This is a genomic window from Rubritalea spongiae (genome assembly GCF_042652385.1).
GTDB lineage: Bacteria > Verrucomicrobiota > Verrucomicrobiia > Verrucomicrobiales > Akkermansiaceae > Rubritalea > Rubritalea spongiae.
In genome coordinates this window covers 175,791-194,436 of the sequence record NZ_JBHSJM010000001.1, presented here as the reverse complement: position 1 = coordinate 194,436, position 18,646 = coordinate 175,791, and the positions used below count along the sequence as shown (strand labels likewise).

The window sequence follows — 18,646 nt, the reverse complement described above, 5'->3', positions numbered from 1 at the left end:
CATGGCTCAATCAACCCCACCCAAACCAACCCCTAAAAAAGGCTGGCGTAAAACCTCCGAACTCCTCCCAAAAAACTTCCTCACCGTCCTAGCTAGAACCGAAAACAAACAACCACTAATCGCATACTACGACAAAGTCACAAACGCCTGGTACGACGCAGACGATATCCTCCTAAACCACAAACTAAACATCACCGAATGGCAACCCATTCCCAAGTAACTAGCAACTAACTCAACACTCAAAAACCATGTCGAAAATCAATCTTAATGATCTAACCGAAGAGCAGCTCACCGCCGCTCTGGAGCAAAAGCGTAAGGCCAAAGAGTCCAAAGCAGCCGAAGTAAAAAAACAATATCGTAAGAACAAAGAAGTGTTCTGCGAAACCACTGCTCAGAAGTTCGACGAACTCCATAAGCTCCTCAAATCATTGAAAGAGGCCACCTGTTCCTCAGCCAACGAACTCTACGAGCGAATGTACGAAATCGCCGGCAAAGAACCAAAGCCAACCAAGAGCTTCACCCTGAAGAATGAAGCCGACACCATTAAGGTCGTAATCGATCGCCAAGAGCGCTTCGAGTTCACCCCTGAAGCCATTGTCCATATCAATGCGATTCGCGATATCTTTAAGGCCAAATTCAGTGAACGCAATAAGGCTATGTATTCCATCCTCGACGGACTTCTCGTTAAGAACTCCAAGATGGAATACGACCCTAAACTTTTAGCTAAAGCCAGACGCCAAGTACGCGACCTTGGAGACACAGAACTCATCAACGAATTCGACAAACTAGACGAGTGTCAGCACGTCACAGGATCAGCCCTCTACTGCCGCCTCTACCGCCGCTCAGGCGATGGCAAATGGCAAGATATCTCCCTCCAATTCTCCGCCCTCTAAGTCATGAGCAAGAACATCACTATTAAGCCTGGCAATTCTGCCAGAGGACAAGCCAACACATGGAATTTTTTAAGATCTATGGCAGGCAAACCAACTATTCCTCAATGCGAAAGCTGCGGTGGATTACTAACCACAGAAACAGGTCCACGTACTGGACAATGCCAATGCTCACAGAGCAAAAACGCACCCCCACACATCACCGAATCTTAACACACAACTAGCCCCGCAAGCCGGGGCTTTCTTCTCTCAATCTTCCCGATCCATTCAACATTTAAAACTCAACATTCAACACTCAATCCCCATGTCCTCCGCCTATCACCCACTCAGCAAAAAGCAAAAAGCCATGCTCTCCCAACTCGCGCGCCAAGGCTTCGACAAACTCTACGACCTCGACCTCATCGACGCACCAGGCGACACCAAATCAAAACAATTCGCCAACTGGCGCAGACGCGAACAAGCCGAAGCCACCGGAGAATCCTCCCTCACCAAATGCGTACAAAAAGACTTTCTCCCACTACGCGCCCACTTCAACTCCATCCTCGGCCTCGACGACAAAGCATTCACAGACCACCTCCGCTCCCAGCCAGCAACCGACCACTCCGACCCACTCGACACCCCAGAAGAGCGCCAACGCAAGCTCCACCTCATCCACCAAGCACTCGCCGAACAAACACAATTCAAACTCGGCTACGTCATCGCCATCGCCCGCAACAAATTCGCCAACCCAAACCTCAAACACCTAAACACCCTCACCACCAAACAACTCCAACAACTCCTCATCACACTCAAAGAACGCATTCGCAAAGCAGCCCTCAAATAAAAACAACCACCTCCCATGGAACAACAAGAACTCAAATTCAGCCTCGCCCAACGCGCCACCAAAACCCAGCAGCTCAACACCCTCGTATCCTGGCTCAAAGGTAAGGCCGACTGGCAAAGTTCAAGCGCCATCACCACCGCTCTCGGACTCCACTCCCGCACCATCCGCTCACTCGCCAACCAGAGCGACGGACTCATCATCTCCGCCCAAGGCACACCAGGATACAAACACATCACAAACTGCACCATCGCCGAACTCGAAATGGTCATGGCCAAACTCGACCACGCCACCCAAGAACTCGCCAAACGCGTCACAGCCATCCGCAAACGCTACCACGCCCGCCACACAGCATGATCACCTCCGACATCCGCCCGAGGCACACCTCATGCAGCACATCTGCAAATCCATTGCAGCCCACTCAAAAACTCCCTAAAGTTTCCAAAACCTCTGTCCAAATCCCCCTTTTAGGCCAGATCTTTCCAAAATCGATTCAGCCACAGTTTTCGGCCTAGAATCTCCCCCATCGCCCCAGCTTAGGGCTTTTTCGGCATCCTTCGCCATCCTTCACCCTTTCCAAACCCTCCTGTCCTTATTCAAGACCCCAAATAAATTTACTTATAATGGCACTCCCTACAGGATTCGAACCTGTGACCTACGGATTAGAAATCCGGTGCTCTATCCAGCTGAGCTAAGGGAGCGCATTATGAAAAAAGTGCCACCCCCGCAGTGGAGGCAGAGGCAGCGGGGATTTGTTACTGCTGCCGTGTGTAAATGGCAAGCTGAAACTTAGTTTTCTATCAAAGAATAAACGCTTAAATCCTTCGCTAAGCTTAGCAAGTAGTTAACCCTAAGTACTCAGATCATCTCAAGATTTACCTTCCGTTCTTAATCCTCAGATAGAAATGCTATCAGTTCAGAGTTGCGTGTGCTGGCATTCCCCAGTAGTTCACGGCCAAGCAACTAATTCTACTATGTTTAAATTTCAAAAAAAGCGAGGCACACTCAAAAACGACTTCCTGTCAGGTCTCACTGTTTCGCTCGTTTTGGTCCCTGAGGCTATCGCCTTCTCTTTCATCGCTGGTGTACGTCCCGATGTCGGGATCTGGTCTGCTGTTTTCGTCGGCTTCATCACTGCCGCATTTGGTGGACGCCCAGGAATGATCTGTGGAGCTACTGGTGCTATCGCTACAGTAGCAGCAAAAGCATTTCAGCTCGGGGAAGCTACTGGTGGGGAAGCTATGGCCTACAAATATCTCTTCGTCTCACTCATGCTCGCAGGGGTAATCCAAGCCATTATGGGACTATTAAAAATGGGGCGCCTGATTCGGCTCGTCCCCCATCCCGTCATGATGGGCTTTGTCAACGGTCTTGCTATTATGATCGCCCTAGGACAACTGACATTTTTTGTCGATGGCCAAGACAATTGGCTTACTGGGACACCTCTCTATATGATGCTTGGGCTTATACTAGCAACCATGGGTATCATCATATTCCTGCCAAAGCTAACTAAAGCAGTCCCGCCTTCGCTTATAGCCATCGCAGGTGTTGGACTAGCAGCCTACTTCATTCCTGGCATCGACGGCCGTACCGTAGGAGACGTCTTGATGGAGCGCACAGGCTCTTCTACCATTCCCACAAGCTTCCCTAACCCAGCTGACTTATCTGGAATCACTTGGGACTGGGCATTCTTTAAAGCCATCCTCCCGATCTCAATTAGCATCGCTCTCGTTGGTCTCATTGAATCCTTGCTCACACTCCAGCTCATTGATGAAATCACCGAAAGCCGCGGCAAATCTAACCGTGAGTGTCTCGCACAAGGTGCAGCCAATATAGCATCAGGTCTTTTCGGCGGCATGGGTGGTTGTGCTACAATTGGACAATCACTTCTCAACATGAAGTCCGGCGGTCGTGGAAGAACCTCAGGCATTGTCGGAGCTCTCTCCCTTGCCATCTTCGTACTCTTTGCCTCGCCGCTCATTCTAAATATCCCTATCGCTGCACTGGTTGGAGTGATGTTCATGATCGTTATCGCCACCTTCGAATGGTCTACCTTTAAAACCTTCGGCAAGGTGCCGAATGCTGACATTCTCGTGATTGCCGTAGTGACTGCAGTCACAGTTATCACACACAACTTAGCTATTGGTGTTCTGGTAGGCATCCTCCTCTCAGCTCTCGTTTTTGCAGTGAAAAGCTCGCAGCACGTCATGGTAGAAGTCGTGAAAGAAACCGAAGATGAACGCGTCTACGCTGTTGAAGGCATGATCTATTTCGCTTCGGTCAGCGATTTTTCCGATAATTTCCAAGCAAAAAGTGACAAGAAAACCATCGTCATTGATTTCGAAAAAGCACGCATCAGCGATCATTCTGGCATCGAAGCAATCCACGCCATGTCTGAACGCTACCGCAAAGCTGGCAAGAAACTACGTCTGCGCCATCTCTCACCCGATTGTCGCCAAATGATCAAACGCGCGGGAACCCTGGTAGACATTGAAGTACTTCCTGATGACCCTGCTTATTCCGTAGCCAACTTACGCGCGGAGAAAGCATAACGCTGAGCTTCCCCCTCCACCGCCGTCATTTCTACCACGAAATGGCGGCATTTTTGTTTGCGGTCGTTCTAGCAATTGCTACTAACACCTAATGGAAGATCAAAAGAAGCGTGGCCTACTCATCGTCATCGAAGGGATCGATGGGACTGGGAAATCCTCTCAAGCCAAAATGCTCGCGGAACATCTTCGCTCTATTGGTGAAGACGTACTACTCGACCGCGAGCCGTCCGACGGCCCCTTCGGTAAAATCCTCCGGGCTTCCATGACGGAAGGCAGACTCGCTCCCGACGAAGAGCTCGAACTATTCCATAAAGACCGCCGCCAACATGTCAGCGACGTCATCACTCCAGCGCTCAAACGAGGCTGCCATGTAGTGCTTGACCGTTACTATTTCTCCACCATGGCCTATCAAGGAGCTAATGGCTTTGACGTCGAAGAACTCCGAGCAATCAATGAGTCCTTCGCCCCCGCCCCTGATATCCTCTTTATCCTCGATCTAGATGTAGAAGCAGCTCTCACCCGTATTGGAGCACGTGGCGACCAAGCCAATGAATTCGAACAACGCGATGCTCTCCAGTTCTGTCGCGACGTTTTTCTTTCTGTAAAAGACGAAACCTACGCACGTGTCATCGACTCAAGCCCATCAATCGAATCTATCCACGAATCGTTAAAAAAGATCAGCCTTGCAGAAATTAATAAAAAATAGATTGTCTAATCCATTCCAACTATTCTCTTAAGAAATTAGGTTGATCTGCAGAAATGGAACCCTTAATTTACTGAGCATCATTACCTTCCGAACTATTATTATGCTTATCAAGTCACTCATCACTCTTAGTTTCACCTTGCTGACTACAGTCGCGCATGCGCAGAGTTTGAGCTCTCCTACGGCCAGACAAGATCCTTTTGAGCGCATCAGTTACCCTTGGAAGAAAAACATCACGGCAACCATTTTTTGGATCGGTGAAGAACCAACTGCCAAAAACCCAACACCCAACCACGCGAGCTCTTGGGATACTAAATGGGAAAAAAGCTACGGCGGGTTCGATAATCCAGATCCTGCTGCACGCACGTACGGCTACAGACCAAAAGCGTTTCGTCCGAAGCAAAACCCATTCTACATCGCCCTTCCCTACAATGACCGGATCGATTGGCGCCGGCATAAGCCTGAAGCCTCACGTGTCATTCCTTGGTTTAATAAATACAATCCAAGACCCGGAAAAACGGTGCTGAAAGGTCGTTGGCTACAGATTGTCTACGGCAACAAAGTCTGTTACGCACAATGGGAAGACTGCGGTCCTTTTACTACAGACGACTGGCGTTATGTTTTCGGCAATGCTCGTCCGAAGAATACCAAGAACAAGAATGCAGGGATCGATGTCTCTCCCGCTGTTCGTGATTTCTTAGGCCTAAAATCAGGAGATAAAGTTCACTGGCGGTTTGTCGATTTCGCACAAGTCCCAATGGGTCCATGGGCCAAATTCGGCGATAACAACCCCTTCGTGAACCCCGCCATGGACCGAGACCTTTTAGCGAAACGCCGATACATGGAATACTTGCGTGAACTCCGTGACAAAAAACACGGCCTCTCTAACACTCAAGGCTGAAGGCTCCCAGTCTTCAAAAATCTCGGCACTCCTGCTAACACCTCTTCATGTAGAGTAATTAAAGTATGATCTGCGCTTATCACTTTAAACTCTTTCACTCCACCGGCTTTCCCAGACTCGACGCTAACAATTCCGTCAGATTCATCGTCGATTATTTTGTGTAATAAGGGAATCCGCACCCGATTCCCCATGATGACGGCAGTTTCTATCTGAGTAGGTAGAAAATCTGGTTCTCTCGCCATGGACTCTGTAGATAAAAAAGAGCCTGCTGGCCCCAAAACAAAGTTTAACTTAGCTCCCTGCAACCAATCCACAATCTTGCTACCACGTAGGGGCGGAGCCAACATCACAACACGCGAAGAGTCCGTGTGGTCGTAGTTATGCAGATAATTCCTCACAATGACTCCCCCAAGAGAATGCGTCACAAAATGAATCTTTGAATAATGTTCGCGTTCCACCTCGATCGTTCTGTGTAACCTCATGACCATTTCTTCCAAACTCTCTTTATAAGATGGGTATGGAATATTAAGTGCACTGTATCCATTTTGGGTGACAGCTTTCACGATAGGGTCCATCGCTCTGTAGCTCCTCCATAATCCGTGCATGAGAATGACGAGTTCATCTCCCCCTTCAGTTTTAGAAGGTTTATGCCAAGGCATGGGCGTGCGTAAGACGCCTAAGGTATCTATTACCTTGCTGGATTTTCTGCTGCTCATTTACGTAAACTCTAACCGACGAATCGCAGATGAACAATCGATTCTATCAATGCCTTTATTTCTTTATGAATTTTTTATGGAAATTTTCGGAATAAAAGCCAAACTGCCGCGTCTTATGAATGATCACTGACTAATTCAGGATCATCATTAATCAAGAAACTAAAACTAATCCGACCTATGAAATTATCACTTATCCTCTTCGCAGCAGCAGCAATGTTTGGCGCAACAGCACAAGCAGAAGAAGCAGCAACTCCAGCCAAAAAAGAGTGTTGTTCTTCCAAGTGTGACAAGAAAAAAGACTGTGACAAAAAGAAAGATTGTGACAGCAAGTGTGACAAAGAAAAAAAGAGCTAAGTTCTGAGGCCCCAGCAGCCAAGAAAGTCCACTACACTGTAGCGGGAATGACTTGCCAAGGCTGCTCGGTGAAACTCAGAAAGACTCTCGCTTCCGTCGATGGAGTTGAAATCAACAACATCGAACACAGGACAGGTGACGTAGACCTCACTCTCAGTGAAGGTACCACTAACGCCCAAGTCGAAGAAGCTATCAAGAAGTCTGGTTTTTCATACGTTCCAGCAGAGTAAGAGTCTAACTTTTTAAGCAAAAGCGCATTGGATTTTCCAAGGCGCTTTTTTTTCTACAAAGTGCTGCGTTAAACCATTTTTTGCAACGCCCCCTTTTCTGGAGACATGAAGGGCCTTCAGAAAACTAAAGAGATTAAAGTTTCTCAATGTACACATAGTACGCTGGATAAACTCTGCCGTCCTTGTCGATCAACTGAGCTTCCATATCGTACTTCCCAGCAGCCACGCGACCTTCAAAAGTCACTTCGTCTTGGTCAGCAGAAATTTTCTTTTTCCCCTCAATCCCCGCCACATATAAGTAAGCTTCGGTGAAATCTGATTTCGTACTAGCTCCAAGCAGTCGATGCAGCTCTGGTTTCTTCTCCTGACCTAGAAATGTTTCATTGATGGCCAAGCCGCTTTCACGCGGGAAACGTCTCAAAGTGATGCTGTATTTGCCATCTTCGACAAATTCAATTTTCCAGCGCCCAGTTGCTTGCGAAGCAATCACTGCTCCATTTTGGCTCCATGCCCCACCATGTTTACCTGTGAGCATGTCATGCGCATTGATCCGACTCGGATTTTCATGCGGAGAACCCACTTTGATGTAAGCGTAGCGCTCATTAACACCTTCATCTATAATCGACTTCCACCATGTCTCGTACCCTTCTGCTAGACGTGCTGCTACTTCAGGATACTGGCTGATCACGTTATTCTTCTGCTCTAGGTCTTCAGTCACATTATATAGCTCCTTGCCATTAACTAAACGCCAATCCTGATCCATCACCGCGTAGTCCTTATATTTCACCAGATTTTGCAAACGCTGGGTGTCCATGTAGAAAATGCGATTCGGCCATTCGACCTGTTCGCCTAACAATAAGCTCTTAAAACTAATTCCATCGAGAGGCTTACGCTCAGTAAATTTGAAATCTAACAGGTCTACAAAAGTTGGTAATACATCGACATGAGCCACGAAGCGATCGTCATCACGGCCACCTCCGATTCCTCCCTCTGGCCATCGCACAAAAAACGGCACGCGGTGTCCTCCCTCATAGGGACTTCCCTTCCCAGCCTTTAAACCACCAGTATATGCAGGACGACCCCATGTTCCTCCATTGTCAGTCATGAAGATGAGAATGGTGTTCTCACGTAGGCCCAGCTCTTCTAACTTATCCTCTAGGCGCTTCATGTTGTCATCGATATTAGTGATCATCCCGTAAAAACGCTTCACTTTGTCGTCTAGCTCAGGAACATCCTTATAGATGTCATAATACTTCTGCGGCACATTCAGCGGAGCGTGTGGGGCATTGGTCGATACATAGCAGAAAAATGGTTTCTCCTTATTCTCTTCAATAAAGCGCATCGCTTCATCAAAGAACACATCCGTACAGTATCCTTCATATGCTTTCATCTCCCCATTGTGCCAATAACTATCATCAAAGTAATCATTCCCCCAATAGTCTGGACCTTGGCCGATTCCACCGCCGCCATGGCGCACGACTTCATGGAATCCTCTATCCATCGGACGAAATGGATAATTATCGCCTAAATGCCATTTGCCAAACATCCCAGTTGCATAACCATTTGCCGCAAACACCTCAGGGAGTACGACTTCATCTTCGAAGAGCAAGGAACGACCCGTAATTGTATGATATACATTCAAACGATTACAATGGCGCCCCGTCATCAACGAGCCACGGCTTGGTGCACAGGTTGTTGACACATGAAAATTAGTAAAGCGCAGCGACTCACTATGGAGTTTGTCTAAGTTTGGCGTTTTAATGTACGGATTCCCCCGAGAGCCCAAGTCGCCGTGACCTTGATCATCAGTGATCACAATAATGACGTTAGCTTGCTTCGGCTTTGCACCATAACTTGGAAGCGCTACCAGACAGAATAGAGCGATTGTGTGGAAAATAGATTTCATTGGTATGATGTGTGAAAATTAGAGCTAATTCTATACTTACTGCGCTGCAGAGTTTTTCTTTCGCCGGCCCATTTTTGAAATATTCAGTGGCTCAATGCCAAGTTGTATGGCTGGACTCCCCGAACGAAAGCTGAAGTCTCCACCCGCTGGATCGACAAACATCGGGTCACCAACTAAACTCTCTTTTTCATTCCCGACAGCACGCATCTTCTCGAAATGCTTATCCATCCATTTTGGGTCTTGCGGATGAAAATAAAGGTTCGAATCCATTTCAGTATCCACCAGTTTTGGGAACGGATTCCCGCGGTTATCCTCGCCTCGTGGACGTTCATTGTGAGCAACTCCACCATCTGGATGCGACACAATAATGTTATGATACACTTTAGAACCTGCCACTGGCACCCACTCGTAGCTAATGTAGCCACTTCTAGGGACTCTCTGAGGTTCAACGATGAAATTATTAATAATGTCGTTCACCCCCTTTGTTGCAATCCCAGCAGAGAAACCTCCATTACGATAAAGAATATTACCATAAATTAGCGTCTCATGCTGATCATCATCACAACGAATCGGTGCGGGGAAATGCTCGGCCAAATTATCATGCAAGTAGTTATAACGGATGATATTTCCAGTCCCCGTCCCCGAAACATAGATTCCATTGCCGTCAGAGAGCAACTGGACACAATGTGAAATATCGTTATATTCTAACAAATTATGCCGAGCGTGATTGTATTTCTCACGCACTTTCCAGTTCTCATAACCACCACGACCGAGTGACTTAAGGCCTTCATCAATCTCATTGTGACGGATCGTCCGGCCACCTTCTCCATTGAGACTCCTATTTGGCTCCACTCTTGTGGTGATACAAACAGCAGCGTAACCACTGTGATGGAGTTCATTGTGCACCATTTTGTTATGTCCACTTTGCCAAGCCCATAAACCAGGAGAATGCCAAGTGATTTCACTAAAGTGATGGATATGGTTATTCTCGATATCATTATGATGATTCACATCTTTTAAGCCTGGCCCATATCCAGCCAATAAAATCCCAGCTTCCCCAAGATGATAAAATTCTGAATCGACCACACGATTTCTCTGAGCGTGGAGATCTAGGCGCACTCCAGTGCCCCCTGAAGCGGTGAATACACAATCACTGACCACACATTCCTCAGCTCCACGAAAACGTAAAAGCGCAGTCGGCCGATCAAACATTTCCCAATCGTGCTGAAGTCCCCAGCCAACTCGATCCTCATCACCTTGCCACGCCCAGCGGTCAGCATGCGAAAAGGTCAGCCCGGAAAAGGCAATACCTCTTACTGGTGTATCGACTGGACCATCGTAATCAATTCCTCCTTCAACTCGTATCAGTTCTGTCGTGGATGGAGCCAAAATTTCTTCGGGAGCGGCGCCTGCCACGACATCTCTTGGCCACAGGTAAATTTTACGCGTCTTGGTATTCACTACCCATTTACCCTCTTCATCCAAAGCTTCTAAAATATTCTCCACCCAAACTACTGACTCACCATCTTTATGTAAATATCCAGGCAAGGGGCCCATTTCATACGTCGCAGAAGCGCCAGTCGTCGCGACTCCATTGGCTATATCGACAGTCTCTAAGGGCAGCATATTAATCGTCCACGCACGGCCAGGTCGTACCTGAATTTCAACATCTTTTAGGTTGGCCCAATTTTTCAGAGCTCCTTCAGGAAAATGCAGCGTCCGCTTATTACCAACTTTGGTGTAAGCAAAGCCAGAATTGCGCGCACGTTTCAGACGTCCCTTTTCATCATACAAAGTGTAAAACCGCTCCATTCCCTCAGGCATGTCTGCCACCCAAACCTTTCCATGCGCTTCTTTAGGTAAATCAGCTGGAACGTCTTCTAACAATTTCCACCCACTCACTGGCACACCTCCACTCACTACTGGTTTCTCACCAGGGTATGCCTCAAATGTTAGCCAAGCTGGAGCTATCTCACCTGCTCCATACTTCGGAAGTTCTTTCTCCACCACCTCGGCTTGAGCCCCATCATCTAAACCTAACACTAATGTCTCATTAAGCTGATGTCTTCCCTCTCGTAAATACACTGTCACTGGCTTGGAGTAACCAGACTGACGCAATTCTCTCACCGCATCTATGGCTGCTGGGATCGTAGGATAGGGGTGCTCCGCGCTTCCATCGGCGGTTTGCGAATTCAACCCCGGTGACACATGAAAATCTTTAGCCAGCAAGCTATGAGTGGAAAATATCGAAGTAATAAGAAGAGTGAAATAACAGGAGCGTTGCATGGACAGTTCGTGTAAATAATTCAGTGATTGATAGGTGCCCGCTCATTTATAGTTACTCTAATGCCTTCTCCACTTATGAGATCTAAGAAGCCAATTGCATGTCATGTATAATGTGCAACGCAAAATTAGCAGGTTGTCATATATAGAAGTAACCTATGCCGCAGCAAGCATAGAGTTATTTTGTGCGCCATATAGCACCAGATCGACACGTAAAAGCGCTCGCTGGGAGCTTCCCAGAGCGCTTTTATAAACTTCTGTTAGTTGGCGATAGTCTACGCTTTTTCAGCGGCAACAACCGATACTTCTACCAGCAACTCCGGTCGAGCCATTCGAGCTTCGACGCAAGCTCTAGCAGGTGCGTGCCCTTCAGGAACCCAAGCGTCCCATACAGCATTCATCGCTGCAAAGTCTTTCATGTCGCGCAGATAAACCGTTGCCGAAAGCATATGCTCGCGATCCGAACCCGCTTGCTCTAACAAGGCATCCACCTTATCGAGCATGGTCTGCGTTTGCTCCTCTATCCCCTTTGTCGCATCCGCGCACACCTGACCGCATAAATAAATAGTGCCATTGTGCTTAACAATGCGGCTCATGCGCTGCTTGATTTCTTGACGTTCAATTGCCATGCCTTCGTATACTTACCCATATTAAAAAGGACGAGTGTAATTCCGATCAGAATTCTAACTAAATTTCCGCTCGAGCTCTTTAAGTGAAATCTGGATTAAACTGGGTCGACCGTCTGGAGCGCAGTAAGGTAAATCACATTTAAAGAGTGCGGCTAACAAGTGCTCAGCTCCACTGAGTTTGCAAACTTCATTCCACGCTGCACGCTTTGCCAGTTTTTCAGCGAAGATCTCAAAAGCCAATTGCTTGCCTCGTTTTGCACCCACTGTTTCAACAAGTTCATCGATGAGTTTAATGACAAAAGCACGTGGATCCTTTTCTGCAAGTACGGCTGGCATACTCCGAACTTGTAATGTCGATCCGCCAAAGGGCTCGATCGAAATCCCTGCTTCTGTGAAATTTTCCATATTTGTAAGCACTACATCGAGATCCCGAGCATCAAGCTCGATCAGTTCTGGTACTAACAACCCTTGCGATTCTACGGCCTCCCCTCCTCCTTCTAAAAAGGCTTCGTAAACAATGCGTTCACGAGCCGCTTTCGGCTCCAACAAAACCAATCCATCCTCACCCTGCATCAATAGGTATCGATCATGTAGCGTAGCTAGAATTTGAAATTTAGGAGTGTCTTTTTCTTTCTTTTCCATCTCAAGCTCTTCCTGCTTTTCAGGAGCATGGAATGCCGCAGCTGGCTTCACTGCGGTTTGTGTAGGCACACTTGGCTTAAGCTCTGTGACTGAGCTAACTTTCTCAACCCTTTGGCTTGAGACTTCCTCCGCCTTTTCAAAAGGCTTACGTACTGGCGCCGATGAACCATCTTTTCGCGAAACAATTTTCGGCACACCACGCAGTTCCTGCGTCTTTTCTTTTTTCACCGATAGGGCATCTTCAACTGCAGTAAAAACCAAATGACGCACTTCCAGTGGTTTGTGAAAACGTACCTCTTTTTTTGCTGGATGTACATTTACATCTACAAGCTTCGGATCCATTTCAATCCAGAGCCAAGCTGAAGGATTGAGCCCATCAGAGACGGCCCCTTTGAAACCATCTTTAAGCGCCCTACTAATGGCTGGATCTTCAATCGGTCTGCCATTAAGAAAAACAAATTGCTGGCGCTTGCCTTTGCGAGCAAACTCTGGAGGCAACACATATCCATGCACTTCCATTCCTGATTCTTCAGTGAGGGGAACTTCAACCAGTGCTCTCCCAGCCTCAGCTCCAGCAAGACCAGCGATACGCATGCGCTTGTCACGTACTCCCGCAAGATCAAACAGAGTTCGGCCATCTTTTTTCATCGTGAAACGCACTTCTGGCCACGCCAGAGCATGCAATTTCACCTGATGCTCGACATGCGCACTCTCGGTCGATTCCGCCCGCATAAACTTACGACGAGCAGGAACATTGAAAAATAACTGCCTGATTTCAAATATTGCACCCGCTTGAAGTCCAGCAGCTTTGACGTCTTTGACGATACCACCCTCAACGATAATTTCCGTTCCTTCCACCGCATCGTGTTCACGCGTGCTCAAGCGAAATTTAGAAACCGACGCAATACTCGGAACCGCTTCACCGCGAAACCCCATCGTAGTAATAGCCGAAAGCTGGGACGCATCCTTTAGCTTACTCGTTGCATGACGCTCCAGACACATCAATGCATCTTCCCTGCCCATCCCTGATCCGTCATCGGTGATTTTAATGAGACTCGCTCCACCTTTCTGGATTTCCACCTCAATATGCTTCGCCCCCGCATCAAGCGAGTTCTCCACCATTTCTTTGACGACACTGGCCGGACGCTCCACTACTTCGCCTGCTGCAACTTGGCTGGCGAGAACATCCGGTAATATCGAAATCTTTGGCATCCCGAGAAAAATGCCAAGAGCCGCCCGAGAAACAACCCAGAAGTTCAAAAGATTCCTAACACCCGATCACGATGCCATCCATAAAATCCCAACCGCTTGCACAGTAATATCCTTCTTATACGGTTTTACTTGTACTTCTTCCAACTCTAACGCTGCAGGATCAAAACGTTCAGCTAGCTCCGCAACATCCTCAGCAAGTTCATTTTCCATTTCTTCAATGAGTCGGCGTAAATCTTCCACCTTACCCTCTGCTAGTTCGACATCACGTCTTTGCTGAAGTGCACGTGACGCCGAACGCGCCGCACTAGTGCCTCTACGCACAGCGGTACTTCCGAGTTTGCGTGAACCTAATAAGGTTCCAAAAATAGTACTCAGCACAGATGCCCCAGCACTAATCTGAGCACTTTGGGCCTGAGACTTTTCTCGTTCTACCGCTGCTAAAGCACGCTGCAGTTGGCCTTCCTTCGTCCTCAGCTTACTCCGCATTTTATCACGCATTTTATCGACCGCTATATCTCTTTCTTCACGCACACTTTGTCCAATCCTAGCACGGAACGACCCTTCACTCTCTCCAAGTTTCGAATACTCTTTCACTAGTGGCGCATAAAAGACTTCCACCCGTTCATTGCGATAAATCCAATCAACAAACTCTTTCTCCACGGCTTTGTAATTCTTTGAATGCATGGCATAACCCGGCAAATCAGCAAAACTTACACCTTCTTCAGGATCGTTAGCGAGACCGTCTAGATCGCCAGGGCATTTCAAATGGGTATCCCAATCAATGCCCTTTTCCTCGATTGGATTGACAAATCTAACAACACGCGAGCCTTCCACCCCTGTTTTTGCGTTACTAAAATACACGGTAGCTTCTCGCAATAGCGTGGGCTGATATACTTCACCTGCTGCTGGAGCGAAGTATTCCTCGACCCCATTACCTACCACCGGCCGTGTTTTCACTGAATTGTCACCCGTGGACGACCCCATTACCATCGGATTAGTACTTTCAGCAACTCCATCCTCGAGCCACGCATCGCGTTTGGGGTTCATTAACGTCTTAATCTGTCGCTTAGTCAGTGGGCCGCAAAGATAACTCATGACCCAACGCACATGGAAGACTACCGGGTGGTCTTCGTGCACATTGTTCATCAAGAAAACCCGACTACCCAAGCCAGCTAGCAACACCTCCATCGACTTTCTATCAAATCCACCCTCCTGCCCGGCCGCAGCACCTTGCAAGCCATCTAACACCCGCATTTTGTCGCGCTCGGTTTGCAATCTGCCTAGCCACCAAGTACCAATGTTAGATAGTGCCTTGTAATCCAGATCCACTGGGTTTTGTGTCGCCAGCAAAGCGCCAAGCCCAAATGCACGACCTTGTTTTAAGATCGTCATCAATGGTTTTTTACTCGCAGGATTTGCAGTCGGCGGCAGGTAACCATAAATCTCATCCATATAAAGCAATGCTCGCAAACTAGTCGTCCCATTCTGCATCCGCATCCACGCCAGCATCCTATTGAGCAAGGTGCTTACAAAAAACATCCGCTCGCTATCACTTAAATGCGCAATAGAAAAAATGGAAATCCGAGCCTTACCATTGTCTTGATACAAAAATTTCTGAATATCTAAACTAGGCCCCTCCATCCATGTACTAAAACCCGGTGACGCGAGGAGGTTATTGAACTGAATCGCTAAATCTTGCCGCTTATTCTGCGGATAGTACGATTCTAGATCGATCACTCCAACCTTATCAAAAGGCGGCTGCTGGATCGCATGAATTAACGACTCAATGCTCAGATCCTTTCCTTTCTGCCAATAATGATTAAAAATAGTTCCTAACAACACAGCCTCATGACTTTGTCGCTGGTCTTCTTGATGGCCGACCAAAGATAAGAGTGAACTCACCGAACTCTCAATGTAATCACCTAGCAATTCCGCATCATCGAGTACTTCAAATGGAGGAGCCTCCATCGCTCCCAAGATTGAAACTGGAACACCTGCCCTGCTTCCGGGCGTAAAAATATTAATATCTACATTCTCCTTAAATGTCTTCACTCGCTCCGATGATTGCCCCCACTCACTTACACCTTTCTCCCACATTTTTGCTGTTTTCTCAGCATAGTCATCAGGATCCATGCCTTTCTTCAAAGCATCACTTTCATTCACCCACGGCCGGAAATCGCTTCCCTCAAATTCAGGGAAAGTGAGCATCAAGTTTGCAATATCCCCTTTGGGATCGATCACAATCGCTGGAATATTATCCATTGCCGCTTCTTCAAGCAGGCTCAGGCACAAGCCCGTTTTCCCTGAGCCCGTCATACCTAACACAACACCGTGAGTGACCAAATCCTTAGAATCATAGAGAACTAACTCATCCTGCAGTTGCTTCTCTCCTAGGTCATACTCGCGACCTAAATAAAATGACCCTAACTTCTCGTAATCCTGCATGCTCTATCATTACCCGTTATAGCCCCTCTTAGGCAAGAAAACTCAAAATCTATGACATTGCCCTTTTCAGAACCTCCCCTGCCATTTTCAATGCAAACCAGATTGAAGACTGAAACTATATCACCACCACGTACTTGGGCTGAAATTAACCTCAGCGCTCTGAAACATAATCTCAGCTTTGTGCGCCAACATTCAGAACAACAAGTAATGGCCGTCCTCAAGGCTGGAGCCTATGGCCATGGCATCGAACAAATCGCCAAGGCACTCGATTCAGAACATCTCGCCTACTTCGGAGTCGCCAGTGTCATTGAAGCCAGGAAACTCAAGAACGCGAAGATCCAAACCCCGATTTACCTACTCGGCCCAACCTTTCCTGAGGAACGCCAAGAAATCGTCGAACAGCGCTGGGTTGCCTCAATCTCAACACTCGAAGAAGCCCAACACTTTAACAGCCTGAATAGAGGATGCGAAAAACTTGTAGTGCACATTACATTTGATACCGGCATGGGACGCGGTGGTTTTCTACCAAGTGCTCTCCACTCGGCTATCGATCAAATCCAAGCACTTCCTAATCTCCATTTAGCAGGAATTGGCTCCCATTTACCTAGCGCCGATGAAGACCGCGAGTTTACTCTCCGACAATTCAGCCAATTCGAATCAGCTGTATCAAATTGTAAATTAGAATACTTACATCTTTCAAATTCTGCAGGTCTGCTGGATTATCAATCGAAGGTAACCAACCTCGTCCGACCAGGGCTCATGCTGTACGGCATTTCCCCCATTGCTAGATACCAAGAGCTACTCCAGCCCGTTATGCAGCTCAAATCCCGTGTATCCTTAGTTCGTACCCTCCCAGCTGGACATGGAATTTCCTACGGCCGAGAAACTATTCTAAAACAAGACACACGCGTCGCCACTATTGGTGCTGGATATGGCGATGGTTTACCGCGTGCTCTATCAGGCAATAATGCCGAAGTGCTCATTCGCGGAAAGCGCTGTCCATTGCTAGGACGTGTCACCATGGATCAGATTATGGTCGATGTGAGTAAGCTGCCAGTTTGTGAACCTGGGGACGAGGTCGAACTCTTCGGTAAGCAAATTCTCGTCTCAGAAATTGCAAAAAAAGCGAGAATGATTCCATGGGAGGTACTCACCGGTATCACTCCTCGCGTCACTCGCATTTATCAATAATCAATTGTTGGCGCGCTCAACTCTCCATAGATATCCCTACCAGCTAGCTCGCCCAGAGCTCGTAACTCTTTTTCTAACACCTTCCACGCTACTTGCCCCCCAGCGTCCTCCCGGCCACAATGTGTGCACGAGGCGAAACCTGGATAATCGTCTTTTTTCTGTGGGTCGTTTACGGCATTGACTAGAGTGATCACCGGCCGAGTTCGCTGACGCCCAGCAGGCAGAATGACTACTGGATGAATCCAACACGTCAACGGTTTTAAATACCACTCTCCTAGGCCGTCTTCCATACAAAGACTCTGAATTCCGCAACGGCCAAGAGAGTCCAGAAATACACAACGTGTTTTATTAAAATGGTTGGGAAAATCACACGCAAGTTCATCGGGTTCGGCCACTCTCACAGCCGTCTTCTGAGACATTCCATTGCGAACAGTTTCCACCACTTTCTGAGGCAACTTCAGCCCGTATTCTACAAATCGACCTCGTTCCTTATCAACCAGCCATTCGACGCCCCGAGCCTCCTCCTCAGACAAGTACACACCATCATAGCAGCACGTGGCAGAACAACGCTCTAGTGTACATGGTCGCAACAACATTTCAAATGCATCGTGATCGATATGTGCATCTCTAAGTTGGTGCGCTAAGCCAGCCGCAGTCTCAGCATAATGAGTCAACATCACTCTAAACCAGTCTGTTGCCACTGCTGCCACCCACCTTTGAAAACACTGGTAGCTATGCCCTTCTTCGCGAATCGCGTCGCCATCTCATAGGAATCTGGACATTCCGCACTAGCGCAATAAATTACGACTACCTTGTCATTAGCCAAGGCCTGCTTAATCTCACTTGCTTTCTCAGAGTATATTTTATCGAAGTGCTTCAATGGAATGTTCATAGCACCCGCAATGTGTCCTCTATTGAAAAATAACGATGAGCGAGTATCGATTAAATAGACTTTTCCAGTCTCTCGAAGTTCAAAAACATTCTCAACCTCTACACCGGTAATTAAGCTTTTATCAAAGTAAGCAACCTCATCCTTCTGCTCCACTTTTTTCTCTTCCGCCAGTTGAGTTGCAGCGACAAGAGAATCTGGCTCCAATTCCGTCGTATTCGAGCAACTAACAAGAGTGCAGATGACGACTGATAGAACGAAGACTTTCATATCCACATTCTAC

At 47.6% G+C, this 18,646-nt stretch carries 17 protein-coding genes, 1 tRNA gene and 1 pseudogene; 10 read left to right on the top strand and 9 right to left on the bottom strand.

Going from position 1 to position 18,646, the window contains the following annotated elements:
• Window position 1: 1 nt before the first annotated feature.
• From ACFPK9_RS01065 to ACFPK9_RS01050, 4 genes are all read left to right on the top strand, one after another.
• Entirely contained in the window at window positions 2-220 is a 219-nt protein-coding gene (locus ACFPK9_RS01065) for a hypothetical protein (protein WP_377092655.1), read from the top strand.
• A gap of 28 nt (window positions 221-248) precedes the next feature.
• Window positions 249-893 (top strand): DUF3164 family protein, encoded by a 645-nt coding sequence (locus ACFPK9_RS01060; RefSeq protein ID WP_377092654.1) that lies wholly within the window; start codon window positions 249-251, stop codon window positions 891-893.
• A 301-nt stretch (window positions 894-1,194) separates the two neighbouring features.
• Window positions 1,195-1,713, top strand: a complete 519-nt coding sequence (locus ACFPK9_RS01055; RefSeq protein WP_377092653.1) for a hypothetical protein — start codon at window positions 1,195-1,197, stop codon at window positions 1,711-1,713.
• 15 nt (window positions 1,714-1,728) lie between these two features.
• Window positions 1,729-2,067 carry a hypothetical protein gene (locus ACFPK9_RS01050; RefSeq protein ID WP_377092652.1) on the top strand — a complete coding sequence of 113 codons (339 nt, stop codon included), beginning with the start codon at window positions 1,729-1,731 and terminating at the stop codon, window positions 2,065-2,067.
• Between the two features lie 267 nt (window positions 2,068-2,334).
• Here ACFPK9_RS01050 and ACFPK9_RS01045 read toward each other — a convergent pair.
• Window positions 2,335-2,411, bottom strand: a tRNA-Arg gene (locus tag ACFPK9_RS01045).
• A gap of 273 nt (window positions 2,412-2,684) precedes the next feature.
• Here ACFPK9_RS01045 and ACFPK9_RS01040 point away from each other — a divergent pair.
• From ACFPK9_RS01040 to ACFPK9_RS01030, 3 genes are all read left to right on the top strand, one after another.
• The gene (locus ACFPK9_RS01040) at window positions 2,685-4,262 is read left to right on the top strand and encodes a SulP family inorganic anion transporter (RefSeq protein WP_377092651.1); all 1,578 of its coding nucleotides are present in this window, start codon (window positions 2,685-2,687) and stop codon (window positions 4,260-4,262) included.
• Between the two features lie 91 nt (window positions 4,263-4,353).
• Window positions 4,354-4,968 (top strand): dTMP kinase, encoded by a 615-nt coding sequence (gene tmk, locus ACFPK9_RS01035; protein WP_377092650.1) that lies wholly within the window; start codon window positions 4,354-4,356, stop codon window positions 4,966-4,968.
• Between the two features lie 100 nt (window positions 4,969-5,068).
• Window positions 5,069-5,866, top strand: a complete 798-nt coding sequence (locus tag ACFPK9_RS01030; protein ID WP_377092649.1) for a hypothetical protein — start codon at window positions 5,069-5,071, stop codon at window positions 5,864-5,866.
• On the opposite strand, the gene ACFPK9_RS01025 is transcribed toward ACFPK9_RS01030, so the two are convergent.
• Complete coding sequence (locus ACFPK9_RS01025) at window positions 5,857-6,582, bottom strand: esterase/lipase family protein (RefSeq protein ID WP_377092648.1); 726 nt, start codon at window positions 6,580-6,582, stop codon at window positions 5,857-5,859. The two genes, ACFPK9_RS01030 and ACFPK9_RS01025, sit on opposite strands and share 10 nt — an antisense overlap.
• Before the next feature lie 177 nt (window positions 6,583-6,759).
• On the opposite strand from ACFPK9_RS01025, the gene ACFPK9_RS01020 reads away from it, so the two are divergent.
• Window positions 6,760-6,936: a hypothetical protein gene (locus tag ACFPK9_RS01020; protein WP_377092647.1), complete on the top strand. Its 177-nt coding sequence runs from the start codon at window positions 6,760-6,762 to the stop codon at window positions 6,934-6,936.
• Between the two features lie 44 nt (window positions 6,937-6,980).
• A pseudogene (locus tag ACFPK9_RS01015) lies at window positions 6,981-7,166 on the top strand (heavy-metal-associated domain-containing protein); the annotation flags it as partial.
• Between the two features lie 133 nt (window positions 7,167-7,299).
• Here the strand turns inward: ACFPK9_RS01015 and ACFPK9_RS01010 are convergent.
• The 5 genes from ACFPK9_RS01010 to ACFPK9_RS00990 form a co-directional block, all read right to left on the bottom strand.
• Entirely contained in the window at window positions 7,300-9,072 is a 1,773-nt protein-coding gene (locus ACFPK9_RS01010) for an arylsulfatase (RefSeq protein WP_377092646.1), read from the bottom strand.
• Window positions 9,073-9,108: 36 nt separating this feature from the next.
• The gene (locus ACFPK9_RS01005; RefSeq protein WP_377092645.1) at window positions 9,109-11,268 is read right to left on the bottom strand and encodes a right-handed parallel beta-helix repeat-containing protein; all 2,160 of its coding nucleotides are present in this window, start codon (window positions 11,266-11,268) and stop codon (window positions 9,109-9,111) included.
• A 362-nt stretch (window positions 11,269-11,630) separates the two neighbouring features.
• Window positions 11,631-11,984, bottom strand: a complete 354-nt coding sequence (locus ACFPK9_RS01000; protein WP_377092644.1) for a RidA family protein — start codon at window positions 11,982-11,984, stop codon at window positions 11,631-11,633.
• 54 nt (window positions 11,985-12,038) lie between these two features.
• Window positions 12,039-13,838 (bottom strand): DNA mismatch repair endonuclease MutL, encoded by a 1,800-nt coding sequence (gene mutL / locus ACFPK9_RS00995; protein ID WP_377092643.1) that lies wholly within the window; start codon window positions 13,836-13,838, stop codon window positions 12,039-12,041.
• A gap of 66 nt (window positions 13,839-13,904) precedes the next feature.
• Window positions 13,905-16,283 (bottom strand): helicase HerA domain-containing protein, encoded by a 2,379-nt coding sequence (locus tag ACFPK9_RS00990; RefSeq protein ID WP_377092642.1) that lies wholly within the window; start codon window positions 16,281-16,283, stop codon window positions 13,905-13,907.
• Between the two features lie 90 nt (window positions 16,284-16,373).
• Here ACFPK9_RS00990 and alr point away from each other — a divergent pair, with 90 nt between their 5' ends.
• Window positions 16,374-17,474 (top strand): alanine racemase, encoded by a 1,101-nt coding sequence (gene alr, locus ACFPK9_RS00985; RefSeq protein ID WP_377092641.1) that lies wholly within the window; start codon window positions 16,374-16,376, stop codon window positions 17,472-17,474.
• Here alr and ACFPK9_RS00980 read toward each other — a convergent pair.
• A complete protein-coding gene (locus tag ACFPK9_RS00980; RefSeq protein WP_377092640.1) occupies window positions 17,468-18,175 on the bottom strand; it encodes a DUF3109 family protein in 708 nt (235 codons plus the stop codon). The genes alr and ACFPK9_RS00980 overlap by 7 nt on opposite strands.
• Window positions 18,151-18,633, bottom strand: a complete 483-nt coding sequence (locus tag ACFPK9_RS00975) for a rhodanese-like domain-containing protein (protein WP_377092639.1) — start codon at window positions 18,631-18,633, stop codon at window positions 18,151-18,153. Before ACFPK9_RS00975 ends, ACFPK9_RS00980 begins: the two co-directional genes overlap by 25 nt.
• Between the last annotated feature and the right edge of the window lie 13 nt (window positions 18,634-18,646).